This window comes from Rhodococcus sp. Ni2, assembly GCF_021352185.1.
Taxonomy (GTDB): domain Bacteria; phylum Actinomycetota; class Actinomycetes; order Mycobacteriales; family Mycobacteriaceae; genus Rhodococcus_F; species Rhodococcus_F qingshengii.
Genome location: NZ_WOXZ01000001.1, coordinates 1017567 through 1040921, shown reverse-complemented (window position 1 = coordinate 1040921; position 23355 = coordinate 1017567). Strand labels below are relative to the sequence as shown.

At 61.3% G+C, this 23355-nt stretch carries 23 protein-coding genes; 14 read left to right on the top strand and 9 right to left on the bottom strand.

The window, feature by feature from the left end:
- Window positions 1–74: 74 nt before the first annotated feature.
- Window positions 75–1358 carry a hypothetical protein gene (locus GN300_RS04945; RefSeq protein WP_063315816.1) on the top strand — a complete coding sequence of 428 codons (1284 nt, stop codon included), beginning with the start codon at window positions 75–77 and terminating at the stop codon, window positions 1356–1358.
- Window positions 1358–2743, top strand: coding sequence for a lipase family protein (locus tag GN300_RS04940; protein WP_207624343.1), 1386 nt, complete (start codon window positions 1358–1360; stop codon window positions 2741–2743). The genes GN300_RS04945 and GN300_RS04940 overlap by 1 nt, the downstream gene beginning before the upstream one ends.
- A 6-nt stretch (window positions 2744–2749) precedes the next feature.
- On the opposite strand, the gene GN300_RS04935 is transcribed toward GN300_RS04940, so the two are convergent.
- Window positions 2750–3973, bottom strand: coding sequence for a cytochrome P450 (locus GN300_RS04935; protein ID WP_063315818.1), 1224 nt, complete (start codon window positions 3971–3973; stop codon window positions 2750–2752).
- 186 nt (window positions 3974–4159) lie between these two features.
- Between GN300_RS04935 and GN300_RS04930 the strand changes: the two genes are divergently transcribed.
- The 4 genes from GN300_RS04930 to GN300_RS04915 all read left to right on the top strand — a co-directional run bounded on the left by GN300_RS04930 (window position 4160) and on the right by GN300_RS04915 (window position 8232).
- Window positions 4160–4714, top strand: a complete 555-nt coding sequence (locus tag GN300_RS04930) for a TetR/AcrR family transcriptional regulator (protein ID WP_021332060.1) — start codon at window positions 4160–4162, stop codon at window positions 4712–4714.
- Between the two features lie 122 nt (window positions 4715–4836).
- Entirely contained in the window at window positions 4837–5985 is a 1149-nt protein-coding gene (locus GN300_RS04925; RefSeq protein WP_178377370.1) for a TetR/AcrR family transcriptional regulator, read from the top strand.
- A gap of 58 nt (window positions 5986–6043) precedes the next feature.
- The gene (locus GN300_RS04920; protein ID WP_063315819.1) at window positions 6044–7171 is read left to right on the top strand and encodes an acyl-CoA dehydrogenase family protein; all 1128 of its coding nucleotides are present in this window, start codon (window positions 6044–6046) and stop codon (window positions 7169–7171) included.
- The gene (locus tag GN300_RS04915) at window positions 7168–8232 is read left to right on the top strand and encodes an acyl-CoA dehydrogenase family protein (protein ID WP_063315820.1); all 1065 of its coding nucleotides are present in this window, start codon (window positions 7168–7170) and stop codon (window positions 8230–8232) included. Before GN300_RS04920 ends, GN300_RS04915 begins: the two co-directional genes overlap by 4 nt.
- Window positions 8233–8251: 19 nt before the next feature.
- Here GN300_RS04915 and GN300_RS04910 read toward each other — a convergent pair whose 3' ends face one another.
- Window positions 8252–9790: a long-chain fatty acid--CoA ligase gene (locus tag GN300_RS04910; RefSeq protein ID WP_063315821.1), complete on the bottom strand. Its 1539-nt coding sequence runs from the start codon at window positions 9788–9790 to the stop codon at window positions 8252–8254.
- Between the two features lie 190 nt (window positions 9791–9980).
- Between GN300_RS04910 and GN300_RS04905 the strand changes: the two genes are divergently transcribed.
- A complete protein-coding gene (locus tag GN300_RS04905) occupies window positions 9981–11018 on the top strand; it encodes a phosphatidylinositol-specific phospholipase C domain-containing protein (protein WP_063315822.1) in 1038 nt (345 codons plus the stop codon).
- Between the two features lie 75 nt (window positions 11019–11093).
- On the top strand, window positions 11094–11870 hold the full coding sequence (locus tag GN300_RS04900; protein WP_030535206.1) for a trans-aconitate 2-methyltransferase: 777 nt from the start codon (window positions 11094–11096) through the stop codon (window positions 11868–11870).
- A 27-nt stretch (window positions 11871–11897) separates the two neighbouring features.
- Here the strand turns inward: GN300_RS04900 and GN300_RS04895 are convergent, their stop codons facing one another.
- The 5 genes from GN300_RS04895 to GN300_RS04875 all read right to left on the bottom strand — a co-directional run bounded on the left by GN300_RS04895 (window position 11898) and on the right by GN300_RS04875 (window position 16487).
- Complete coding sequence (locus GN300_RS04895) at window positions 11898–12893, bottom strand: glycine betaine ABC transporter substrate-binding protein (RefSeq protein WP_003939988.1); 996 nt, start codon at window positions 12891–12893, stop codon at window positions 11898–11900.
- Window positions 12890–13708: an ABC transporter permease gene (locus tag GN300_RS04890; RefSeq protein WP_003939758.1), complete on the bottom strand. Its 819-nt coding sequence runs from the start codon at window positions 13706–13708 to the stop codon at window positions 12890–12892. Before GN300_RS04890 ends, GN300_RS04895 begins: the two co-directional genes overlap by 4 nt.
- A gap of 2 nt (window positions 13709–13710) precedes the next feature.
- Window positions 13711–14922, bottom strand: a complete 1212-nt coding sequence (locus tag GN300_RS04885) for an ATP-binding cassette domain-containing protein (RefSeq protein ID WP_007731456.1) — start codon at window positions 14920–14922, stop codon at window positions 13711–13713.
- The gene (locus GN300_RS04880) at window positions 14919–15566 is read right to left on the bottom strand and encodes an ABC transporter permease (protein WP_054187726.1); all 648 of its coding nucleotides are present in this window, start codon (window positions 15564–15566) and stop codon (window positions 14919–14921) included. The genes GN300_RS04885 and GN300_RS04880 overlap by 4 nt, the downstream gene beginning before the upstream one ends.
- A gap of 300 nt (window positions 15567–15866) precedes the next feature.
- Window positions 15867–16487 (bottom strand): malonic semialdehyde reductase, encoded by a 621-nt coding sequence (locus tag GN300_RS04875; protein ID WP_063315823.1) that lies wholly within the window; start codon window positions 16485–16487, stop codon window positions 15867–15869.
- 109 nt (window positions 16488–16596) lie between these two features.
- Here GN300_RS04875 and GN300_RS04870 point away from each other — a divergent pair, with 109 nt between their 5' ends.
- From GN300_RS04870 to GN300_RS04860, 3 genes are all read left to right on the top strand, one after another.
- Window positions 16597–16950 (top strand): helix-turn-helix domain-containing protein, encoded by a 354-nt coding sequence (locus GN300_RS04870; protein WP_007731459.1) that lies wholly within the window; start codon window positions 16597–16599, stop codon window positions 16948–16950.
- Between the two features lie 294 nt (window positions 16951–17244).
- Window positions 17245–18093 carry an alpha/beta fold hydrolase gene (locus GN300_RS04865; protein WP_063315824.1) on the top strand — a complete coding sequence of 283 codons (849 nt, stop codon included), beginning with the start codon at window positions 17245–17247 and terminating at the stop codon, window positions 18091–18093.
- A gap of 190 nt (window positions 18094–18283) precedes the next feature.
- On the top strand, window positions 18284–18487 hold the full coding sequence (locus GN300_RS04860) for a PspC domain-containing protein (protein ID WP_003939828.1): 204 nt from the start codon (window positions 18284–18286) through the stop codon (window positions 18485–18487).
- A 9-nt stretch (window positions 18488–18496) separates the two neighbouring features.
- Here GN300_RS04860 and GN300_RS04855 read toward each other — a convergent pair whose 3' ends face one another.
- Window positions 18497–19156: a TetR/AcrR family transcriptional regulator gene (locus GN300_RS04855; RefSeq protein ID WP_080712681.1), complete on the bottom strand. Its 660-nt coding sequence runs from the start codon at window positions 19154–19156 to the stop codon at window positions 18497–18499.
- A gap of 99 nt (window positions 19157–19255) precedes the next feature.
- Between GN300_RS04855 and GN300_RS04850 the strand changes: the two genes are divergently transcribed.
- On the top strand, window positions 19256–20752 hold the full coding sequence (locus GN300_RS04850) for an MFS transporter (RefSeq protein WP_003940566.1): 1497 nt from the start codon (window positions 19256–19258) through the stop codon (window positions 20750–20752).
- Window positions 20753–20801: 49 nt separating this feature from the next.
- Here the strand turns inward: GN300_RS04850 and GN300_RS04845 are convergent, their stop codons facing one another.
- Entirely contained in the window at window positions 20802–21509 is a 708-nt protein-coding gene (locus GN300_RS04845) for a TetR/AcrR family transcriptional regulator (protein ID WP_007731468.1), read from the bottom strand.
- A 141-nt stretch (window positions 21510–21650) separates the two neighbouring features.
- Between GN300_RS04845 and GN300_RS04840 the strand changes: the two genes are divergently transcribed.
- Both GN300_RS04840 and GN300_RS04835 read left to right on the top strand, forming a co-directional pair.
- Window positions 21651–22088, top strand: a complete 438-nt coding sequence (locus tag GN300_RS04840) for a GtrA family protein (protein ID WP_020908979.1) — start codon at window positions 21651–21653, stop codon at window positions 22086–22088.
- A 50-nt stretch (window positions 22089–22138) separates the two neighbouring features.
- Window positions 22139–22909: an ABC transporter permease gene (locus tag GN300_RS04835; protein WP_042452705.1), complete on the top strand. Its 771-nt coding sequence runs from the start codon at window positions 22139–22141 to the stop codon at window positions 22907–22909.
- The last annotated feature ends 446 nt before the right edge of the window (window positions 22910–23355 follow it).

The window sequence follows — 23355 nt, the reverse complement described above, 5'->3', positions numbered from 1 at the left end:
GTTATCTTACTGCAAAGTAAGTTTATGGTGTCGACGTCGATCGGGGCGATGCCGACCTGAGTACAGGGATAGACATGCGGATGAACCTGGGGGCAGGTGTTCGGCGACGTCATTGGGCGCGCGACGTATTGGCAGCCGCGACGGCATGTGCGCTGGCGATGTCCGCGTTGCTCTCGGTACAGATTTCAGCGTCGGCGTCCGAGCTGGACGAGTACCTGAATTTGCCTTTGGTGAATCGGAATGCCGAACACGGTCCGGGCGGTGTCCATCCCGCGTTGCCGACTGATCTCGGCACCTTGCAAGCCCTTGTGGAAGAAGCCCGCGCCAGTGGTCGCAGTCCGGAATCCTATGCGGCCTTGCTGTTTCAGTATCGATTGGTCGCTGCCACGGAAGCCGCCGGAATCGATCTCTCATCGTGGAATCCGCGCGCCGGAGTGTCGGCTAATCGCACGAACCTGGTGAAGTCGTACCGCTACTACGAGGATCTGCAACTCGGACACCCGGAATTGCAGTGGGCGGGCATGGGCGGACAGGTTGGTGCGGACTTCGGCGGGGGACTGATCGACTTCGAACTGATGGCGGACATGTACTCGTTTCCGAATCTGCAATATGTTGCCAATTCGATAGTTTCTCAGGTCACGGATCAGGTTGGCATGCAAGCGCTGAACCAATTGCCGGCAGGGCTGCGCGCGCTCGCCGCGGTGGGCAGGAACGTCACGGCGGACGACTTGGATTATGTGCTGGGGATGATCCTGGTGATGCAGAAGAACATCTTCTCGGATCTGATGCCGATGCATCAGGCATACGTGGATGAAGGACTTCCCGCGCTGGAGGAAATGCAGAGTGCCGGATTGTTCGGTCAGGATGTCATGGACGCCTGGCGTGATGTAGCCTCCGGCGATTCGAATCGGATTGCACGTGGGAACGTAGCACTGCTCCAACGCGAGCAAGGGATGATCATCCGCGACCAGTGGGATACCGTGCGCGCCTACAAAGGTGATGTGGGAGAGGCGATCACTTACGCATCGACTGTCGCCGGTTCACCTTCGGTCGCCGGCGTCGTACCGCCTCGCTCGTTTCGGTCTCTCGAGTTCGCGACAACACTGGCGGACGGACGCACCGCGACAGTGACACTGCCCCTACCGGATTGGAACTGGTCGGTGTACGAGGAACGGTGGGACTACATCACCTCACAGCTCTTGCCGAAGTACCGAGCGATGGTCGAAGAAGATTGGCCACGGCTCGTAGCCACATTAAGTGTTCCCTACGAAATTCAATTGGAGAGTCACCGCCCGATGGTGACCCTCCCACAAACGCTCGAATCGGCCCTCTCCAGTTTGAAAGTGACGGTTCAGTGATGTCGGGTGCCAGATTTCGAAGGTTTGCCCCGCTGGTAGCGCTGACCGTTGCGCTGGTTCTGCCTGCGACTGCTGAAGCCGAGGCCCCAGGCAGTGGTGTTCCAGACGATGCGCAAGCTCCGGTATCCCAGGAGTTTCGGACCGATACTCCCACTCTGGGAGAGATTTTCAACGGGTTCACGGTCGGTGCGCTCAGGTCGGGGGAGTTCGCATCGGAAGAGGAGATCTTCACTGCGCTCACCGCCGATGATCCGTTTTACGACGAGCCGGTGTTGACCGGCGTCGAGCGTCCCGGTGACCTCCTGAAGTCGAAGAAGGTGGATGTACTGTTCACGGGATACAAACCGGGACAGCTCGACGCCTACAAGATCATGTACGTCACAACCGGAATCGACGGTTCGACGCCGGTGGTGAGCACCGGGATCATGATGATCCCGATCGACGGAACACCGGCATCGGAGAAGAAAGTCATCAGCTACCAGGAGGCCAACGACAGCGTCGGCGGCTACTGTCATCCGAGTTCACACTGGACCGGCGGCGATCCGCTGGACGGCGCCTCCTGGTCGGCCTTGGGTCCGCTGGCGCTGATGTTCGGAAAAGGTTATGCCGTAGTAATTTCCGACGTCGGGAACAACGGAGACCGTGATCCCCACGGGGTCTTCGCGGGTAAGTTCGCGGGGCACGCGCAGTTGGATGCTGTGCGTGCAGCATTTCAGGTGCAGGATTCCGGGCTGAATCCTGAGGCGGAGATTGCGTTGTTCGGAATCGCTGGTGGTGGAGTCGGTACTGCATTCGCCGCCGAATCTGCGCAGTCCTACGCACCGGAACTCGACATCGTCTCGACAGTCCTCGAGGGAATGGTGATCAAGCCCCGAACATTCATGGAGACAACAGATTCCTCGGTCGGTGCCGGCTTCGGATTTGCGACGCTCCTTGGCCTCGAACCCTGGTACCCCGAGATGAAGTTGAACGACAAGCTCAATCCCGTGGGCCGAGCGATTGCCGACGTGTACCGGGATGAGTGCCAGATGCCGGCGTACTTCACGCTTCCGTTCGTGCCGCTGGCGAGCCTTTTCGAGCCGGGGATCGATCCGATCACAGAATTCAGTTTCCAGCGCGCGTACGACGACAACGTACTGGGCCACGTTGCTCCGGCGTCGAAGGTATTGATAACGTCGTGTGCAAAGGACGACTCCCCGATGTCACTTGTACCGGCAGCTGATGCGCGAGAACTGGCGGACACGTACAGGAGTGGAGGGACCGACGTGAGCTACCAGCCCACCGACTGCAGTATGGACCGCGCATTCACGGATCCATACGGTTGGGGAACTGATCTGTTCGGAATGCAGACGATCGACTGGATAGCCCACAATTTCGACAACTGAGTGAAACTATCCGGTGACAGCGAGACGCAAACTCTGATGGCGGCGTACGAACATGCTGGGGACCCAAGGGGGTGGGGATTCGGAATCGATTGTGAAGTGCGCACTGTTTTCGAGAAGGACTGCGATCGCGATCTTTGCTTCCAGACGAGCCAGCGCGGCCCCGACACAGAAATGTGCTCCTTTGCCGAAGGCGAAATGTGCTCGGGGATTGACTCTGTCGAGGTTCATCACCTGTGGTTCGGCGAACGACTCGGGGTCGCGGTTCGCCGAACCCCACAGCAGTATGAGATGACTGCCGGCGGCCAGTGTCATGCCACCGAGTGTCGTGTCCGCGTTGACATGTCGGTGATGTCCGCGAAAGGGTGACTCGAGTCTGAGCGTTTCTTCCAGGAACGCGCCCACGAGTAGAGGGTCCTCGCGCAGCTGCGTCTGAATCTCAGGGCGCTCGGCGAGCAACCGTGCAGAGTTGGCGATCAGTCCGGCGGTCGATTCGCCACCCGCACCGACGAGTTGCACCAACATCAGCACGGCCACGTCTTCGCTGAGTTCGCCTGCGTCACAGCAACGGACGAGGTCTCCGAGTAGATCATCCACAGGGTGAGCCCGTGCGTCACGAAACTTGCTGTAGAGGTACCCGGTGAGTTCGGCCGCCGAGGTGACGACGCCTGTCAAACGCTCCGACGTCACGATGCCGCTGAGAAGTTCGGTGCTGTCGTACGACCACGCCAGCAATTGGGGGACGTCGTGTGCCGGCAGGCCGATCAGCGTGGCAACCATCTGCAGCGGCAGCGTGTCCGCTACCGACGTGACCCATTCGATCCGTCGACCGTCGAAGCCGTTGTCCCACAACTGCTGCGTGTACTCGGTCATCACCGGCTCGAGTGCTCGTATACGTTTGGCGACCAGTGTCGGCAAGACAAGTTTGCGCTGGTGTTGATGGTCGGGCTCGTCGGCAGTCGCGAGAACGTGAACAGCTTGGCCGCCGCCGTTCATGTCGAAGGTCACGGCCGAACCGTCCGGTGTACGAACCAGCACGCCGGTGAGGTTGTTAGAGAAGTCGTCGGTACGGGAAACGGCTTCTGTGACCAATTCCCACGTGGACACCAAATAGAAGTCGGTATCAGGAATGCGGTACACGGGGTGCTCGCGCCGGAGTACGTCGTATAGCGGGTACGGGTCGTCGATGTTCGACGGCAGGAAAGGGTTGATGTCGAGCGTCGATGGTGTCACGAAGGGAAGATTTCACGGCCAGGAAGGAGAAGTCAACAGGTGGAAAATGCCTCTGAACTGGCATTTTGAGAAAATCTCACGCACGTTGAGCCTTCCATGCTTCCCCCCAGGTCAGAGGCTCACCGCCTTCCTTGGCATAGAGATCTCTGATTGAATCTGTCTCAGAGTGAGACGAGGTGACGGAGAGTGACCGGTGCAAACGAGCGCCGCGCCGCCGACTGGTTGGCCGGCGGTAACCGCCGTGAACTCGCAACCGAGCGCATCTTCGCGGCTGCGGCAGAGCTGATTCGAGAACAGGGATTCGATCGGTTCAACGCCGACGACGTCGCTGCCCGCGCAGGCTGTTCGAGGGCAACGCTCTACCGCTACGTAGGTGGCAAGTCCGCGATCCGCGAGGGGTTGTTGTCACGAGGCGCGGCATCCGTGGCGAGCAAGGTCGCAACTGCCGTCGAATCACTGCACGGCGACGAGCGCATCGTGGAGTCGATCCTCGTCGCCGTCGACGCGATCAGATCCGACGCTGCCATGAGCCACGGCCTTGCGGCAGCGCGGGCCAACGGAATCGACGAGTATCTCGTGTCCTCGCCGTTGCTCCCGCGTACTGCACTGGAACTTGCAGGATTGGATCCTGAAGGTCAAGAGTCGCAGTGGGTGGTTCGGATCGTGTTGATGCTGTTGGCGTGGCCTCTTGCAGACAGGGCCGCCGAACGAGGGATGGTCGAGTCGTTCATCTACTCCTGAGCGGGATTCCGTGTTCGTGAACGGTGCATCGGATCGTCGCTGCTGTAGACGGTTCGGTTCATTGCTTCATTCCTCGGCTCGGTACTCTGAGCTTGTCCGCTGCCGCGAAGGAGAGAGTCACGATGGTCGTACGCAGGCCCCGCGACCGTAAGCAGCAGATTCTTGCGGCTGCAGGTGAGCTTTTCCGTGAGCACGGTTATCACAACGTGTCTGTCGCTCAGGTGGCTGCTGCAGTTGGAATCACGGCACCTGCGCTCTATCGGCACTTCAAGAACAAGCCGGATCTCCTCTACGCCGCGGTCAACGCAGGCATCGAATCGCTCTACGATCGGGTCGCAGGTGCCGAGGATCTGAAAACACTGATCACCGAACTTGCGGCATCGGTGTCCAAACGTCGGGGTCTGTCGCTCCTGTGGCAGCGAGAGGCACGCTATCTGCCTGACGAGCAACGTGAGGAAATGCGTTCGACCCTCAAGAGTGCAGCTTCGCGCGATGCAGCGCTGATCCGAATTGAGCGTCCCGACCTCGACGAAGAAGACAGCTATCTGCTCGCCTGGGCTGTCATCGCAGTCTTCAACAGTGTGTCTTCGCATCGAGTGTCCTTGCCGAGGCGTCAGATGGAACTGCTGCTTGTCGAGTTGGCAGACCGCGCTGCATACGCGGAACTGGGTCGCTCAGAAGTGAAAGTCGTGGCGGCAACGGGTCACCTGCCCGTTGTGATACCCAGACGTGAACTCTTGTTGACCGAAGCAATTCGGCTGTTCGACGAGCGTGGATATCAAGCAGTCAATACCGAGGACATCGGTGAGGCTGCAGGAACGACAGGCCCGAATGTGTACAACCACTTCGATGCCAAGATCGACCTGCTGATCTCCGCGGTCTCGAGGGGCGGCGAGCGTCGCCGGCTCGGCGTTGCACAGGCTCTCGGCGCCGCAACCGGCCCGGAGGACGCGCTGTCCGGATTGCTTGCCGCACATATCGATTTCGCGATCAACGAGCGTCATTTGATCGGGTTGTTGATCAGCGAACTCGACCAATTACCGGACAAGTTCCGCCGCACGTGTGAACAGAATCAACGTGAGTACGTCGCGCTATGGGTCAAGATGCTCGAAGAAGTCCGTCCGGGCCTCGAGTCCGCCACCGCCAGGATCACCGTCAATGCCACTTTGACAGTTGTGGAGAACGCCGTCCGAATCGGCCGGCTTCGCCGTCGCGACGACCTGTCGGACAGACTCTTCGAGATCGGCTGCGCCCTGCTGCTGGGCGCATGAAAAATTCGGGTAAGCGCCACGGGCGGCGGATCGACTCACGAAACTGATCGGAGACGTCATGCGTTTCGACGCAACAGAACTGACGATCGAGGAGCTTGTTCTTCAGGCTGAAGTGCGGGAGTACCTCGACAAGCGACTCACCCCCGGTACCTACTCGCTCGGACTCGGGATGGCCGGGGCGGTGGATCCGGTGTTCTCGCGAGATCTGGGTCGACGTGGGTGGCTCGGCATGTCGCTGCCGAAGGAATACGGCGGGGGCGGACGGTCAGCAGTGGATCGATTGGTCGTCGTCGAAGAACTTCTCGCGCGGGGAGCGCCGGTCGGCTATCACTGGATCGGAGACAGACAGTCGGGTCCGAGCATCGCCGCCAACGGCACGGAAGAACAGAAGCGGTTCTTCCTTCCCGGTATCGCGAGCGGTGAGTTCTCGTTCTCGATCGGGATGAGTGAGCCCGACTCGGGTTCGGACCTGGCATCGGTGCGCACTCGCGCCGAACGTGTCGATGGTGGCTGGAAAGTCAACGGCACCAAGATCTGGACCACCGGCGCCTTCCACGCCACACACATACTCGCCCTGCTTCGAACCTCGGCAGACAAGCACAACGGACTCACTCAGCTGATCGTCGATCGCGACAGCGAGGGCCTGACCGTCTCACCCATTCCGTTCATCGACGGTAGTGAGGACTTCTGCGAGGTGTCGTTCCAGGATGTTTTCGTGCCGGATTCGCGTCGCCTCGGAGACGTCGGAGCGGGCTGGGGACAAAACACCGGTGAACTCGCACTCGAGCGAGGTGGCGTCGACCGTTGGATGTCGCTGATGCCGGTCCTCGAGAACTTCGCGGCCAACCAAGCAGCGCAAGGCGGTCCAGCTGCCCTCGCCGATCTGGGCTCGATTACCGCACGCTGCTGGGCTTTTCGCGGGATGTCGCTGTCCATCGCACGGATGGTCGACGCCGGTCGCTCGCCGGTCACGGAGGCCGCGCTGATCAAGGAGATGGCAACACGCTTCGAACAGGACTGTGTTGCGACCGTCGCGCGGCACCTCGGCCGGGCTCCGGACCTTGCATCCGACGATCCGTACGAGTCGCTGCTCGCCCGGGCCGTGCTGGTGGCGCCGTCGTGGTCGATTCGCGGCGGTACCAACGAAATTCTCCGCACCGTGATCATGAAAGGGTTGGACCGATGAATTCGGGGTCACAGATCAACGCGTACACATTCGACGCCGACCTCGAATCGATGGTCGAGCAATTTTTCGCCGAGAAGTCCGGCACCGAGGTGGTAGCGCAGGCGGAGATCGGCGGTCTGCCCGCCGGATTATGGAGCGCGGCAGTCGAACTAGGGTTACCTCTGGTCGGTCTTCCCGAATCGGTTGGTGGTTCCGGTGGCTCGCTCCTCGACGCCGTGACTGTCCAGCGCGCGGCGGCGAGGCACGCTGCGCCGCTGCCGCTCGCCGAGACGTACCTCGCGGGCAGGCTGGCAACGGCGGGCGGGTTACCCGTGCCCTCCGGAATCGCAACGGTCGCCCCGGGTTCGCCGCGCGACGATGTGCGCCGGACCGACGACGGTTTCCTGTCGGGAACCTTTCACGACGTGCCGTGGGGTAGTGCCGCATCAGTGCTGGCAGCAGTTCTCGGTGATCGCGTCGTACTCCTTGACATCTCCGACGCCGAGATCGGTGGCGGGACGGATCTTGCGGGGCAACCGCGTGAGAGCCTGACGTTCTCCGAAGCGCGGACCATTGACGGCGACAACCCGGTCGATGCCCGGATTCTCAGCAAGCTCGGCGCGTTCTTGCGCTCGGTGCAGATGTCGGGAGCGATGGAGTCGGCGTCGACGTTGACCCGGCGCTATGTGTCCGACCGGGTGCAATTCGGTAGGCCCGTCGCGCAGTTTCAAGCAGTCCAGCAGCATATCGTGACGCTTGCTCAGATGGCTTCGATGTCCACGGTGGCCGTCGATCGCACTGCACATGCACTCATCAGAGGCGACGCCGACTTCGAAGTGAGCGCAACCAAATTGGTGGTTTCGCAGAATGCGCTCGTGAGCGTCCGCGCCGCCCACCAGGCACACGGTGCAATCGGCATGACCCGCGAATACCGATTGCAACAACTGACGCGTCGACTGCACGCCTGGCGATCGGAGTTCGGCGACGAAATCGCGAGTGCGACGCAACTAGGAGAGGCCGTAGCGGCGTCGCCGTCACTGCACCGCTTGATCACCGACCCAGAACCGACATTGAAGCTGTAATCCTGACCGTCGTAAAGGATTACGTTGCTTTGCAACGAAGATCGCGCTTCAGCACCTTGCCTGCTGCCGACAGCGGCAATGCATCGACGAATTGGAAGGTGCGCGGAGATTTGTATCCGGCTATCAGCCTTTTCACGTGAGCGCGCAGTTCGTCGGCGTCGGCGTCGAAACCATGCCGAAGGACGACCACGGCATGGACACGCTCGCCCCACTGGGCATCGGGCAGACCGATCACGGAACAGGCCGCGACGGATTCGTGTTGTGCCAGAGCGTTTTCGACCTCGGTGGAGTAGACGTTCTCGCCACCGGTGACGATCATGTCCTTGATGCGATCGACGATGAACAGGTAACCGCGGGCGTCGAGGTATCCGGCGTCGCCGGTATGCATCCACCCGTCGCGGAGCACTTCTGCGGTCTCCTTCGGTTTGTTCCAGTATCCGAGCATGACGTGGCTGCCGAACGTGACGATTTCGCCCACCTTGCCGGGTGGGAGTTCCGAGCCGGCCGGGTCGACGATTTTCACCTCGCAATGAGGGAGCGCGCGACCAGCGCTGCGGAGGAGATCACCACCTTCGAGGTGATCGGCTGGACTCAGCATGCTGATGTGCGCGGTTTCAGTCATCCCGTAGCCCTGAGCGAAGGAACTGTTGGGGAACATTTGCATGACCTGCCCGAGAAGCGTCGGAGATATGGGCGAAGCGCCGTATCTCAGGATCCTGACGCTGGACAGATCGTAGGTGGTTGCGTCTTCGCCCGTTTCGTTTTTGTGGGCGACCAACATCTGGAGCATTGTCGGCACCAGACCCACGGTTGTCGGGCGATAGCGGTCCACGGCCTCGAGGAACGTCCGTGGGCTGAAGTTCGCTACGAAGACCTGGGTTCCATCCATCAGCGACTGAGCCAACCATCCGACGATCCCGGCAATGTGAAACAGAGGGTTCACCGCGAGGTTCGTTCCGTTGCTGATTGCCACGCCGCCTGCCGCGAGAGTGCCCAGCGCCGAGGTCATCAGCGCTTGATGGCTGATCATCACGCCCTTCGGCACTCCGGTGGTCCCGCCGGTGTAGAGGAGTAGTGCAAGCGTGTCGCCGCCGACGCGCAGATCGTCGACCGGAATCGCCTCCGCGATCACCTGTTCGTAGTCGAGCATTCCGTCCGGAACTCGGTCGTTGCCGCAGTAGACGACAGTGGTCAGGCCTGGACACGCCTCGCGAAGGGTAGATCCGACGGAAGCAAAATTCTCGTCCACGAGTAATACCGTCGACCCTGAATCTTCCAGGGCGTATGTGATTTCCGCCGTGCTCCAGCGAGAATTGACCGGACTGGCCACTGCTCCGAACCACCAGCAGGCCAGGAGCGCCTCGTGGTAGTAGTCGGAGTTCGATGCCAAGATCGCGACTCTGTCACCGGTGCGCAGGCCTAACGTCTGCAGCCCGCCCGCGAGCCTCTTGATCCGGTCGACCGATTCGCGAGACGTGCGCACTCGGCCATCGGAGATCGTCATCACCGCTTCGGGCGACGCTCGTAGGGATCGGTGAACGAATTGAGTCAGCTGCATGCGATTCCTCCTGCGAGTGTGCGGCGAGTGCTCTGACTCGGATCAGTTCCGGCACTGATGCTATTGGCCTGACAATTGCCCTCACCCACCGCCTGAAATCATGCCCCACTCCGGTGCAATCTAGACGATTGTCCAGTTAACTCTGACGATTCCATCCTGCCGTGGGGTGATTTCTGCGAGAGTGTCGAACATGCGAGCAATCCTGGTAGCCGGTATGAGTGCGTTCGTGGCGGTCGTCTCGGCGCCCTCTGCCGGCGCCGAAACGACTACGAACCAAGTGCGCTCGTTTTCCGAGACCACGTCAGTCGGGGTCCACAATTCCTACGAGAAGGCGACGTTTCCGTACTTCGCCGACGCTTTGGATTCCGGGGCGTCGTTGCTCGAGCTGGACCTGTGGACCAACGGGGGCGGTCCGGACTGGCGTGTGTCGCACATGAATCCGGTGGTGAGCGACAGCAACTGCGTCGGCGCTCAGGACGCATCCGGGTTGCGAAGCGGTCTACGAGATCAGGGATTCCGTGGATGCCTGGCAGATATGCGGGCGTGGCACGAGGCCAATCCCGAGCATCCGCCGGTGATGATCAAGTTGGAAATCAAGGACGGGTTCACTGCCGGGTACGGACGTGGGCCCGCGGATCTCGACGCCCTGATTCTCGGGACACTCGGAGACGCGGTTTTCACGCCGGCCGATTTGATGGGGGAGTCCTACTCCACCCCGGATGCCGCCGTCACCGAGCGTGGATGGCCGAGCACCTCCGAAATGACCGGGAAATTTCTGTTCGAGCTGATACCGGGAACGATCGAGGAGGGAAACCCTCTCGATACGGAGTGGACGGACCGGCAGTATGCGACGCACCTGCGAGATCTGTCCTCCGCCGGGCTCGTCGAACTCGGCGCCGCCTTTCCCGCTGTTCACCGTGCATCACCGGGAGACCCACGTCTCGACCGCTATACCGACCCGGGGATCCGTCCGTGGTTCGTGATTTTCGACGGTGACGCTCTCGACTACACCGCCGGAGTCGTGGATCCGAGTTGGTACCACGATCGCGGCTACCTGCTCGTCATGACCGACGCGCACAAGGTCGCTCCGCAGATCGACGGAACCCATGCCACCGAAACCGAGGCGAGCGAGCGTCTCGACCTGTTGGCCGGGCAGCACGCAAGTTACATCACCGCGGACTGGTCGAGGTTGCCGAACGTACTGTCCACCGTGGTGCCGCGTCGGTGATTTTCGAAAGGCCGGATCGTGAAGAGCGAGATCTGACGGGCGGCAATTCTCAGGAACAGGGTGCAGGATGGGTTCATGCGCACTGTCACGTGGAATCCCGAAGTCTACGGCCGCTATTCGGGTGAGCGGTCACGCCCGTTCGTGGACCTGGTGTCACGGGTGGCCACCGAAGACCCGACGCGGGTAGCCGACCTCGGCTGCGGATCAGGCACCCTGACCGCGATGCTCGGGGAAAGATGGCCGGACGCCTCGGTATCCGGATTCGACTCGTCTCCCGAAATGGTCGCGCAGGCCCCTACAGACCTACCGGGAAACGTCACCGTCGAGTTGGGGGACATCATGTCCTTCGACGCCACCGGTTACGACGTGGTCGTCAGTAACGCTGCATTGCAGTGGGTTCCGAGCCATCGCGAGCTGATCGACCAGTGGGCGGACACCCTGGAATCCGGATCGTGGCTGGCGTGGCAGGTGCCGGGTAACTTCGATGCTCCGTCCCATGCGCTCATGCGAGATCTCGCGGAATCAGCGGAATGGAGTGAGCGACTGGGTGGCGTCCTACGCGGCCCGGAAGGCGTCGACAGTCCAGTTCAGTACGCGCAGCGTCTCCAAGAACACGGATTCGACGTCGACGCCTGGGAGACGACGTACGTACACGTGCTGGCAGGTGCCGACCCGGTGCTCGGATGGGTACGGGGGACGGGGTTACGACCCGTGCTCGACGTTCTCGGCGAAGCTGACGCTCCGGAGTTCGAGCGTCAGTATTCCGATCTGCTGAGGGAGGCCTACCCCGCAACAGCCGCCGGAACGCTCTTTCCGTTCCGGCGGGTGTTCTGCGTCGGACGCAAACGGTAACTACTCGGCTGGGTTGCGGTCAGCCGATCACTGCGCCGTGACAAAGCCTTCCGAGACCAGCCAGTCGCGGGCCACGTCCGCCGGCTCCTTGCCGTCGACGTCGACCTGCCGGTTGAGCTCGGTCATCACCTCGTTGGTCAGTCGCTCCGAGATCGGTGCCATGACTTCTGCTACCTGCGGATGTGCTTCCGCGAAGTCCTTTTTCATCACCAGTGCCGGATTGTATTTCGGGAAGAACTGGAGATCGTCGTCGAGCAGAACGAGATCAAGTGCGATGATGCGACCGTCGGTGGTGAACACCTCGCCGAACTTGCACTGATCGCCATCGGCTGTCGCCTGGTAGATGATGCCGGTCTGCAGGATCTGGCGTTGGGCACGAGAGGCGTCGAAACCGTATTTCGCTGCCAGGCCGGGATATCCGTCCTGGCGGACGTTGAACTCGGTCTCGACGCACGTCACCGCAGCTCCGGGATCGGATTCGACCAACTTCGCGTAGTCGGAAACGGTCTTGACACCGGTCTTCTCAGCGGTCTCCTTGCTCATCGCCAATGCATACGTATTGTTCATCGGCGCCGGATCGGTCCACACCATGTCGTTCGCAGCAAGGTCAGCATCGCGGACGGCCTCGAACTGCGCCTGCGAATCGGGAAGCGGTGTCTCGTTGCCGAGGTAGTTGATCCAGCCGGTTCCGGTGTATTCGTACGCAAGATCGATCTGGCCGTTCAACTGTGCGTCACGGGTGCTGTTCGAGCCCTGGATGTTCGTGAGATCTCGAACATCCGCGCCCGCAGCGGCCATCGCGAATTCGATGACGTACCCGAGCACGATCTGCTCGGTGAAGTCCTTGGAGCCGACGGTCATCTTCACACCCTCGAGCTCCGGAACCGGCTCGATGCTGCCGGGGCCGACGGCCAGGGGCAGTGCGCCACCGGACTCGAGACCACACGAAGCGACAAGTGTGAGGCCGATCGTGGCAACCGCGAGTTTCCAGCCCCACGTTCTGGTGATCGAAGTCTTGGTCATCGCAATCCCTTGGGCCCGAGATAAGTTTCGGCGAGCGCGCCGAGCCAGTCGATCAGCAAGGCCAGCGACACCGCCAGTACGGCACCGACAACGAGGGTGACGTTGTCGCGGAGCTTGTATCCGGTGTCGATCAGAATGCCGAGTCCGCCGGCACTGACCAGGAAGCACAGCGTCGCGGTACCGACGGCCAGAACGAGCGAAGTACGCAGTCCTGCAAGGATGTACGGGACGGCCATCGGGAACTCGAGTTGACGTAGGACCGTGAGCGAAGACATTCCCTGCCCGCGCCCCGCATCGATCAAGGTCTTGTCCACTTGCTGGTAGCCGAGGATGGTGTTGCGCAGCACCGGAAGCAACGAATAGAACGCAATGGGAAACACGCCGATCCAGAAGCCGGTCGTTCTTGTCGCGAGATAGAACAGCACGAGCAGGCCGATGGCAGGCGCTGCGGCTCCGATGTTGGCTATTCCCACGAAGAACGGTGCCAGGCGGGTGAATTTCGGCCTGGTCAGCAGGGTTCCGAGTGGAACCGCGATGGCGACGACGATGATGACCACGGCGGCGGTGATCAGTACGTGCTGCCAGGTCAGAGTGACGATGTTGTCGAGGTTGATGCTCGCCTTCTGCGTCGCGTTGAGATCTCGGCTGAATGCCCAGATCAACACGCCCGCAACCAGGATCAGGACGATGACCGGCTGCACATACAGTCGCATCCGTTCCGCACGGCGCGTGGCGGCGTTCTCGGCCGCACCCAGATCGGGGGCGTCCGGTTCCATCTCAGGCGCGGAGACGCGCTCCTCTGTCGTGGCAGTCATGTTCAACCCTCGACGTTCTCGGTGTCTGGCTCTTCGTCGTGGTCGTGCGCATGCTCCTCGCGCATTTCGGAGAGATGGCTGACCAGTGTGTCGATGGTGATGAGACCGACGTACTCGCCACGCCGTCCGGTGACCACGGTGGACGCATTGCTCTCTGCGAGAAGAGCTTCCAACGCATCCTGCAGGGTGGACTGGATGGACACGGCTTCGCCGATCTCGTTACCGACACCTCGAAGAGTCGACGCATGGGCGAGGTGGCCGGGCGAGACCCAGCGAAGCGGCCGTCCGCGCTGATCGAGAATCAGGGCCCACTTCCACTTACGCGCTGCGAGTGCGGTTCTCAAATCATCGACCGAATCGGTTTCGCGGGCGGTGAGGCACTGCTTGAGTTTGATCTGGCGCACGCGTGTCAGGGTCAGCTGCTTGAGCGAGGCGTCCGCCCCGACAAATCCGGCGACCATGTCGTTTGCGGGATTGGCGAGAATCGCTTCCGGAGTGTCGTACTGCATGATGCTGGATTGATTGCCCAGCACGGCAATACGGTCACCGAGTTTGACTGCCTCGTTGAAATCGTGCGTGACGAAGACGATGGTCTTACCCAACTCCGACTGCAGACGCATCAGTTCGTCCTGGAGCAGGCCGCGGGTGATCGGATCGACGGCACCGAAAGGTTCGTCCATCAACAGCACCGGAGGATCGGCAGCCAGCGCCCGCGCCACGCCCACACGCTGTTGCTGCCCACCGGACAATTGGCGAGGGTAGCGGTCGCGATAGGTATCGGGATCGAGGCCTACGAGGTCGAGCATCTCGTCGGTGCGCGCTGCGATACGTTTCTTGTCCCAACCGATCAGACCCGGGACAGTCGCGACGTTCTTCGCAATCGTGAAGTGCGGGAACAAGCCTGCCTGCTGGATCGAGTACCCGATGCCACGGCGGAGCTTGTCCGGGTCGATCGACAGCGCGTCCTTGCCGTCGATGGTGATCTTGCCGGAGGTAGGTTCGATCAGGCGGTTGATCATGCGCATCGTCGTCGTCTTGCCGCAACCCGAAGGTCCGACGAAGACCACGATTTCACCGGCCGGAACAGTCAGCGAAACATTGTCCACCGCTGCAGCTTTCTGGCCCGGGTACCGCTTGGTGACGGACTCCAGGACGATCTCGACCCCGGATACCTTCTGATCTGTGGATACGTCAGACGGAATGGTTTCAGTCATTGCAGCCCCTTCGAAGTAGTGAGACGACCGATGACGACGTAGATTCCGTCGAGAATCAGAGCGAGAATGACGATCAGTACGGTGCCGACCAGCGCTTGCGGAACAGCATTCGGGCTACCGACACGCGAGAGTCCGGAGAAGATCAGGTTTCCCAGACCAGGACCTTTGGCGTACGCCGCGATGGCGAGGATGCCCATGAGCATCTGTGTACTGACCCGCATGCCGGTGAGGATCGACGGCCACGCGATCGGTAGCTCGATTCGACTCAGTACGTGCATGCGATTCATTCCGACACCGCGGGCTGCGTCCGTGATCGCCGGGTTGACTGCATCCAGACCGATGATCGTGTTCCGAATGATCGGGAGCAGGGCATACAAGATCAACGCGGTGATCGTGGGAGCGACGCCGAGACCGAGAATCGGAATGAGCAGTCCGAGGAGGGCGAATGAAGGAACCGTCAGGATCGTGCTGGCCAACGCCGTAGCGATGGAGGATCCCGCCGGGCTCCGGTAGACGAGAATGCCGATGATCACGGCGGCGATCGTCGCGATGATCACGGACTGGATAACTGCTGAAACATGAAGGTACGAGTCGGTCAACAACTGTTGTCGTCGTGCAACGACAAAATCCCATAGCGCGCCCATATTTCCGAACCCACTTTCTTCGGACTTCTGCTCGCTCGAACGTCTTCCCTCGACACCGACCGGCGCACAAGGGCTTTCCCCACAGCCTCCGTAGGCCGAGGGGTTTCCCTCGACTGTCGTCCAAAAACTGAGATACTGCAACTAATTCCGATTGCAGCGTGTCGGATGTTGTTCTGGACGTGAGATTTTGCGAGACGCGGGTATGTACCCACTGCGAGCAGAGTTGAAACGCGCTGGAGATGGCAAAGCGGGAGAGTTCCGCAGAACTCTCCCGCATTGCTTGATTTGTCCGAATTGGCCTCAGGCCCAGCTGAGCACATCCTCATCGGAAAGGCGCGGCAGACGATCGAACCAGGGGTTCTCACCGGGATGGCCGATGTTCACCACGAGGATCGTCTTGAAACGTCCGTCTGCGAAGAATTCGCCGTCGATGCCGTCGGCGTCGAACCCGGCCATCGGGCCGGCGACCAGACCCTGTGCGCGAATCGCGAGGATCACATAGCCGGCCTGAAGTGCGGCATTGAACCGACTCGTCGAACTGGCGGCAGCCTCGTCGGATTCGAAGTAGTCCTTCATCTCCGGGCGAATGGGGAACAGGTTGGGGATGTGCTTGTAGAACTCGGTGTCCACCGCCAGAACGGCAACTGCAGGAGCGGCCTCGGTCTTGGCTTTGTTGCCGTCTGCCATGTGCTCGACGAGGCGTGCTTTGCCTTCCTCGGTACGGACGAACAGCACACGTAGCGGATTGGTGTTGGCCGCGGTCGGTGCCCACTTCGCGAGCTCCCAGATCGCAGTCAGTTCGTCGTCGGTCACAGGTTCGTTCGAGAAGGAGTTGGCGGTGCGAGCCGCAGTGAAGAGGAGTTCGCGGCCGGCTTCGTCGAGTTGCTGGGCGGTGAATGGCGTGGCTGCGTCGAGAGACATCGGGGGTTTCCGTTCCGTGGTAGCTCGACCGAGCATCACCCGGTAAAGCTAGTTGCTAGTAAAAAAATAGTGCCTACGGATACGTTAGCACTGTGGCTAGGATGGTGGGGTGGCAAGCAAGAGCGAAGCGGGACACGAGCCCCGCGCATGTGACGGGGCTCTGGCCCGCGCGTTCGGCTTCCTGGGCAAACGGTGGAACGGCGTCATTCTCGGCACGCTGCTGAACGGGCCGGCGGGATTCTCCGAACTCAAGCGCGCGGTGGGCGGGATCAGTGATTCGGTGCTCTCGGAACGCCTGACGGAGTTGGCAGGGGCAGGCCTGGTGACGAGGAGCGTCGATGCAGGTCCGCCCATCGCCGTGGAGTACGAACTCACAGCGTCGGGGCAGGCGCTGCTCCCCGCTCTCAGTGAACTGACAACGTGGGCCGCCGAAAATCTGCCACCCGAGAGTTGCTCGAACTGAGCGCTCGCTAGGACGCCGGCGCCGCGACCGCGTGGGTCGCGCTTCTGTGGGACGAAATCTCGTAGGAAGCGACGAAACATCTACGCAACGTAGATGCAACGTAACCAAAACTAGTGTTCTGGATCACACAGTGTTCGTCTGGTCGAGAGGCCTTTGGTCACGAATCTGTGGGCAGAACGGGTCCTGGTTCGCTACCGGTGGTGGATGAGGACAAGGTTCCGCGGGTTGAGCACACAGCTCGCGGAACCGCCCCACCACACGCCCCGACGAGGGCACCGGCCGACAGGAGTTCAGGTGTCCGTAGTTGCGGAAGTCCCGGCGATCGATTTCGCGGAGACCGAATTCGATTGGGCGCAGCGATCGACGCTGATTCGTGAAGTCGACCCACTCGTTCCGGGGCCACCATCCTTGGCGATGTGTCTGAGCGAACCGACCCGCGGACTGGTCGACATCGCTTCACTGCTTCTCGCGGCTCCGTGGTTGCTTCGATCGCCGCGTGGGGACGGGCATCCGGTCCTCGTTCTCCCCGGATTGCTGACTTCGGACGTTTCGACTCTCGCCTTGAGGACATACCTCAGCTTTCTCGGATACCGGGTTCACGGTTGGAATCTGGGTCTGAACACCGGTCCGACGGCGACGGTGGTCGACGGACTGCCTGCCGCATTGGCCGAGGTAGCAGATCGATACGAGCAGAAGGTGTCGGTAATTGGCTGGAGTCTGGGCGGTATCTACGCTCGAAAGCTGGCGAGGGACCTGCCGGATTCGGTGCGTCAGGTAGTGACACTGGGAAGTCCTTTCGGTCTCACCAGTCTGGAGCAGACGAGAGTCGGATCTCTCTACGCTCGTTTGTCCGGCAATCACGCGATACTGCCTCCGGTCGACGGCATCGAATCCGAACAGGGATCGCCTATTTCCGTTCCCGCCACGTCGGTCTACTCCAGGCACGACGGTATCGTTCCATGGCAAGCGTGCTGTGAAACCTCGGCAGGCCTGTCGGAAAGCATTGCGGTGCAAGGCAGTCACATGGGGTTGACCCACAACCCGTCGGCGTTGTGGACCGTTGCCGATCGTCTGGCGCAGGACGTCGACAACTGGCAACCTTTTGCGGCTCCGAAACGGCTTCGACGCATGTTTCCCTGCTGAGGTGCGAGGCTGAGGTCCGAGGCCGGGGTGTGGGGGAGAACCCTGAGTCTGACGCGGGGACGGACTCGTACCTGAGGACACACCGCGTCGGAAAAGATGGGTCCATGGCCTGATGCGCACAGGTGGATCGGCAGCGGATAGTGGAGGTCGACGCGGATGAACCGCGAGTTCCGTTGAAAGGAAACAACACATGACCTCCCCGATGAATACCCGCAAGCTCACCCGCGCCCGCTCGGGAGCAATGTTCGGTGGGGTGTGCGCCGGAATCGCTCGGTACTTCGGTTGGAAGTCGTCGACAGTCCGCTTGCTGTTCGTACTCTCGTGCCTGCTGCCCGGCCCGCAGTTTCTGATCTACATCGTGATGTGGATTTTCATTCCTCGTGAGCAGATCTGACCGAACCGCTCAACGGCGGCGGTCTTTCAGGCATTGCTTGGCCTCGTGCAATTCCTCCGAACTCAGTGGAGGAAGGGGCAGTGCGTCACGGTGCAAGCCCTCCGTGCGTAGGCCGTCGAGCATTACCGAGAGGTATCGACGCCACACGGTCGGGTTGACGGGCTGAGCAAATTCGGTGACTGCGCCCACCATGAAGATGAGGCCGAACAGGTCCGTCGGTACGGCGTCGGTGCGCAGCATCCCGGCCTCCTGGGCCCGGTAGAAGATCCTCTCGACCGACGGTTCGATGATGGATCGTTGGCATGCGACTTGCTCGCATCCCTCGTCGGTTCCGTTCAGGACGTCTTTGAGTCCGCGGTTGACCGACATACGGCTGCAGGCGAATTCGGCAAAGGTGACAAGTCCGTCCCACGGATCCGGATTGGCAAGTGACGCGTCCGCGGCCGCTGCCATGTCGGCGAAGTTCTGCTGGAAGACTCCGTCGATCAATTCTTCTTTGCTGGCGAACCGCCGATAGACCGTTCCGACGCCGACCCCCGCGCGCCGGGCGACGTCGTCGAGTGTGACGTCGATCCCTTCTTCGGCGAACAATTCACGTGCGGCGTCGATGATCAACTGCCGATTACGTGCAGCATCGGCGCGAAGGGGGCGCTCCATTGCGGTACTCATGTCCCCACTCTACCCGCCAAGTGGAGACAGCCTCTCCGTTTTCGTGTAGCGTTTTTGCTAACCGGAGAAGCCATCTCCGCATAGGTTGGGCGAGGGACTATGTCAGACATTGCTGAACGGACTGAATTCGAGCAGTCCTCAGCGCCTTCAGGGGACAACCACGCAAAGCGGTGGCTGGTTCTCGCGGTTCTGGGAATTGCGCAGCTGATGGTGGTCTTGGATGCCACCATCGTCAACATCGCGCTGCCTGCTGCGCAGCGCTCACTGGAGTTCGGTGATTCGGACCGCCAGTGGATCATCACGGCATACGCATTGGCGTTCGGCAGTTTGCTGCTACTCGGCGGTCGATTGAGCGACTTGTTCGGGCGCAGGCGAACTTTCATCGTCGGCCTGATCGGCTTCGCAGTCGCTTCCGCCATCGGTGGCGCAGCCGTCAACTTCGAAATGCTTGTTGCCGCTCGTGCCGGCCAAGGCGTATTCGGTGCGCTCCTTGCCCCGGCAGCCCTGTCGCTGCTGTCCGTGACATTCACGGATCCAGGTGAGCGTGCCAAGGCGTTCGGTATCTTCGGTGCCGTTGCCGGCGGTGGTGGCGCCATCGGACTGCTGCTCGGCGGCGCACTCACCGAGTGGGTCGACTGGCGCTGGTGCCTCTTCGTAAATCTCTTCTTCGCGGCGATCGCCCTGGTCGGAGCAGTCCTGTTGCTCGCGCCGCACACCAGTGACTCGCGACCCAAACTCGACATCCCCGGAACGATCCTGGTGTCGATCAGCTTGTTCAGCATCGTCTTCGGATTCTCGAAGGCCGAGTCGGACGGGTGGAGTGCAACTCCCACTATCTCGTGGCTCGTTGCCGGCGTCGTGTTCATGGCGGCGTTCATCTACTGGCAGACCAAGTCCGAGCACCCACTTCTTCCGCTGCGGGTGGTCCTCGACCGAATCCGGGCGGGCTCGTACCTGGCGATCTTCCTTTCCGGCGCAGGCATGTTCGCAGTCTTCCTGTTCCTGACGTACTACATGCAGCTGATCCTCGGGTACAGCCCGATCATGACCGGCCTCGCATTCATGCCGATGGTGTTCGGAATCGTGACAGCGGCAACGCTTTCGACAGCGGTTTTGCTGCCGCGCGTCGGTCCGCGAGTGCTGATCGTGAGCGGAATGGTCATCGCGGCGATCGGAATGACTCTGCTGGCCCAGATCTCGGTGGACAGCACCTATGCAGTCCACATTCTGCCGGGGCTCGTCGTCACCGGACTCGGCATGGGCAGCATTTTCGCCCCGTCGATGCAGGGAGCAACTTCAGGCGTGCATCACGAAGATGCCGGCGTCGCATCTGCCACGGTCAACACGATGCAGCAGGTGGGCGGCTCGATCGGAACTGCACTGCTCAGCACGATTGCCGCCTCGGCTTCCACCAACTACCTGGTGGGCCGCGAGATGAATCCGCTGACTCAGGCGCAGGCCGCCGTCGAGAGTTACACCACGACGTTCTATTGGGCCGCAGGCATATTCGCGGTCGGTGCGGTCTTGACCGGACTGGTTCTTCGGAGTGGACTGCTTCCGGATTCGCCGGAAGGTGAACCGGTAATCGCCCACTGACAGCAAATTTCGGGGTCGACGCCGCAATGGCGTCGACCCCGAAATCGACTCAGCAGTTCTTCCCGGGCGTTGCCTGAAATCGATGAAGGACGTGATCGAGTTGCTCGGAGGACAGCGCCGGCACGGGCAGTTCCCGATGGTCGGTGCGGGACGCGCAGAGTCCGTCGATCATGAACCCGAGTGCGCGGCGGTAAGCCTGAGGGGCCTCGTCGCCACCGAACTTCTGGGCCATCTTGACGACCTGCATGAGAAGTGGAATGTCGTTGACTTCGAAGTCGCTGCGCAGGGTGCCCTGTTCCTTGGCGCGATTGACAAGTACCGCAGTGTGTCGAGCGATCCCGGCGCGCGCGCGAGCGAAGGTGTCGGACGTGAAGCGTCCGTCCATCAGGAGATCGCCGAATCCGCGGTTGTCTGCCATGCGCAGAGAGATCACGTCGAGAAAGTAGACAAGACCTTCCCAGGCGTCGGGCATCTCTCGGGCGGTGGCGGCGATCGTTTCGATCTCGGAACACCGCGTGTCGAACAGTGCCTGGATCAGTTCGTCCTTGCTGGCGAACCGGCGATAGACGGTGCCGACGCCGACGCCGGCGTGCTTCGCGACGTCCGCCAGCGTGGCGTCGAGTCCTTGGGCAGCGAACACCTCGCGAGCGGAGTTGAGGATGCGCTCGAGGTTGGCCTTGGCGTCGGACCGAAGGCGCGGCTGTGAGCAGTCGGCCGAGGTCCCCGCATGAGAAGCGTCGGGGTGTGTTGTCGGCATCCTCACAGTCTACGGCACTAAGCGGAATGATCGATTCCGTTAGTGCTATATTACTAAGCGGAACGTGTGGTTCCGATTGTCCGTATGAGAGAAGCCGATATGAGCACGTCTGACATCTGGGTCGGGAGCAATCCGATCTCGATGGTGGGTACGCGGAGTGCAGGTTTCGCGGCAACGAGGCTTCGCGCCCTTGCCGGCGACGGCGCCTTTGCTCAGCTCGTTCGTTTTGCCCTCGTCGGCGGAGCCAGCAACATCTTGTACTTTGCCGCTTTTCTGGCGCTGCGCGGTGACGGAGCGCTGGTCGCCAACGCAGTTGGTGCGGTCTTGAGCACCATTCTGGCCAACGAACTGCATCGCCGGCTCACCTTCCACGCCGCGGATCGCGTCAACTGGTTCACCGCGCAGTGGGAAGGCGGTGGACTCGCACTGGTCGGGTTGATCGCCAGTTCTGCCGCCATCAGTGCGCTCGGCTTCCTTCTCCCAGGCGCCGACGGGCTTCTTCAAGCCGGGCTTGTGATCGCCGTGAGCGGAATTGTCGGTGGCCTGCGATTCGTCGCCCTTCGCGGTTGGGTGTTCTGAGCGGTTCTCGAATTCGGATCGGACTCGGCTCGTAGGGAACACTGAGACCCATGAGCCTTTCGATAGCCGACTCCGGCATCCGTCTGGCTGTGCTCTGCATCGTCATGGCACTCGTCGCCACGCTCGTCTACCGATTCACCTATCTCGGTAGCGTTCGGGTGGTCCCCGGTGCCCTCGCTCGTGGCGCTCTTCAGTTGGCCGCGATTTCGTTGATCCTTGCCGCCGCCTTGGCCCACATCTGGTCGGCGCTCCTCGTGCTCGTCGGCATGTTCGTTGCAGCGTCTTTCACCGCGGCACGACGCTCGAACGCGGGGACGTCCGGAGTTTGGCTGACCATCGCGTTGGCGTCGGGAATCGGTGTGGTTCTGCCACTGATGCTGCTGTCCGGAGTGGTTCCGCTGCAAGGCGTCGCTCTGGTGCCGATCGGCGGCATTGTTCTGGGTGGCGCGATGACTGCAACATCGATGGCAGCCAAACGCGGACTCGACGCCGTCGACGACCGGTACGGGGAAGTGGAAGCAGCACTGAGCCTTGGATTTTCCCAACGCGATGCGCGGTGGGAGGTAGCCCGCACCGCTGCCTCCGATGCTCTGCTGCCTGGAGTCGACCAGACGCGCACCGTCGGCCTCGTGACATTGCCCGGAGCCTTTGTCGGTGTGTTGCTCGCGACGGGATCGGCCGTTCAGGCCGGTGCTGTGCAAATTCTTGTATTGGCAGGGTTGTTGTTGGCACAAACCTGCTCGGTGGCCGTGGCGTTGGAACTCGTCGCCCGCGGTTTCGTCTTTCGAGGTCAAGCTGTCAGGCCTGCGCGAGTTCGTTGATCTTGTCGCTGCGAAGGACGCGGCCGGGAAGATCGGGGGTGTTTGCCGCGAGGGTGATCATTGCCCTGCCGATGTTTTCACTGGTGGTCACGCTGCTGGGCCACACCCTGCGTAAGAGTGGGTGGAGAGGCACGGAGATTTGATACGACCGTGTCGATTCGTGAATCGTCCATGTATTCGACCAGCACTCTGTTGCCGACCATCACAACGGAACGGACTGGAGATCATCCGGCCGGAATGGCCAACTGAACGCTTGACCTGCAATTATGAGTCCATTTTGATCCGACTCGCGACTAAAGTCCCTACAAACCGGCTGGACGGTTGGCTGAAAATAGTTTTATGGACGAAGGAGTTGATGAAATACACGTTCTCGGATCGGAGTCCGCCGGTCGAATGGTAGAGGCGTCGGCGATCATCGTTCTCGGTGCGCTCTGTGCAGTAGTCGC

Excerpts from the sequence above, each read along its gene's own strand:
- GN300_RS04945 (WP_063315816.1), top strand. The coding sequence starts at position 75 with ATGCGGATGAACCTGGGGGCAGGTGTTCGGCGACGTCATTGGGCGCGC.
- GN300_RS04940 (WP_207624343.1), top strand. The coding sequence starts at position 1,358 with ATGTCGGGTGCCAGATTTCGAAGGTTTGCCCCGCTGGTAGCGCTGACC.
- GN300_RS04925 (WP_178377370.1), top strand. The coding sequence starts at position 4,837 with ATGGTCGTACGCAGGCCCCGCGACCGTAAGCAGCAGATTCTTGCGGCT.
- GN300_RS04920 (WP_063315819.1), top strand. The coding sequence starts at position 6,044 with ATGCGTTTCGACGCAACAGAACTGACGATCGAGGAGCTTGTTCTTCAG.
- GN300_RS04915 (WP_063315820.1), top strand. The coding sequence starts at position 7,168 with ATGAATTCGGGGTCACAGATCAACGCGTACACATTCGACGCCGACCTC.
- GN300_RS04910 (WP_063315821.1), bottom strand. The coding sequence starts at position 9,790 with ATGCAGCTGACTCAATTCGTTCACCGATCCCTACGAGCGTCGCCCGAA.
- GN300_RS04905 (WP_063315822.1), top strand. The coding sequence starts at position 9,981 with ATGCGAGCAATCCTGGTAGCCGGTATGAGTGCGTTCGTGGCGGTCGTC.
- GN300_RS04900 (WP_030535206.1), top strand. The coding sequence starts at position 11,094 with ATGCGCACTGTCACGTGGAATCCCGAAGTCTACGGCCGCTATTCGGGT.
- GN300_RS04895 (WP_003939988.1), bottom strand. The coding sequence starts at position 12,893 with ATGACCAAGACTTCGATCACCAGAACGTGGGGCTGGAAACTCGCGGTT.
- GN300_RS04890 (WP_003939758.1), bottom strand. The coding sequence starts at position 13,708 with ATGACTGCCACGACAGAGGAGCGCGTCTCCGCGCCTGAGATGGAACCG.
- GN300_RS04885 (WP_007731456.1), bottom strand. The coding sequence starts at position 14,922 with ATGACTGAAACCATTCCGTCTGACGTATCCACAGATCAGAAGGTATCC.
- GN300_RS04880 (WP_054187726.1), bottom strand. The coding sequence starts at position 15,566 with ATGGGCGCGCTATGGGATTTTGTCGTTGCACGACGACAACAGTTGTTG.
- GN300_RS04875 (WP_063315823.1), bottom strand. The coding sequence starts at position 16,487 with ATGTCTCTCGACGCAGCCACGCCATTCACCGCCCAGCAACTCGACGAA.
- GN300_RS04860 (WP_003939828.1), top strand. The coding sequence starts at position 18,284 with ATGACCTCCCCGATGAATACCCGCAAGCTCACCCGCGCCCGCTCGGGA.
- GN300_RS04855 (WP_080712681.1), bottom strand. The coding sequence starts at position 19,156 with ATGAGTACCGCAATGGAGCGCCCCCTTCGCGCCGATGCTGCACGTAAT.
- GN300_RS04850 (WP_003940566.1), top strand. The coding sequence starts at position 19,256 with ATGTCAGACATTGCTGAACGGACTGAATTCGAGCAGTCCTCAGCGCCT.
- GN300_RS04845 (WP_007731468.1), bottom strand. The coding sequence starts at position 21,509 with ATGCCGACAACACACCCCGACGCTTCTCATGCGGGGACCTCGGCCGAC.
- GN300_RS04840 (WP_020908979.1), top strand. The coding sequence starts at position 21,651 with ATGGTGGGTACGCGGAGTGCAGGTTTCGCGGCAACGAGGCTTCGCGCC.
- GN300_RS04835 (WP_042452705.1), top strand. The coding sequence starts at position 22,139 with ATGAGCCTTTCGATAGCCGACTCCGGCATCCGTCTGGCTGTGCTCTGC.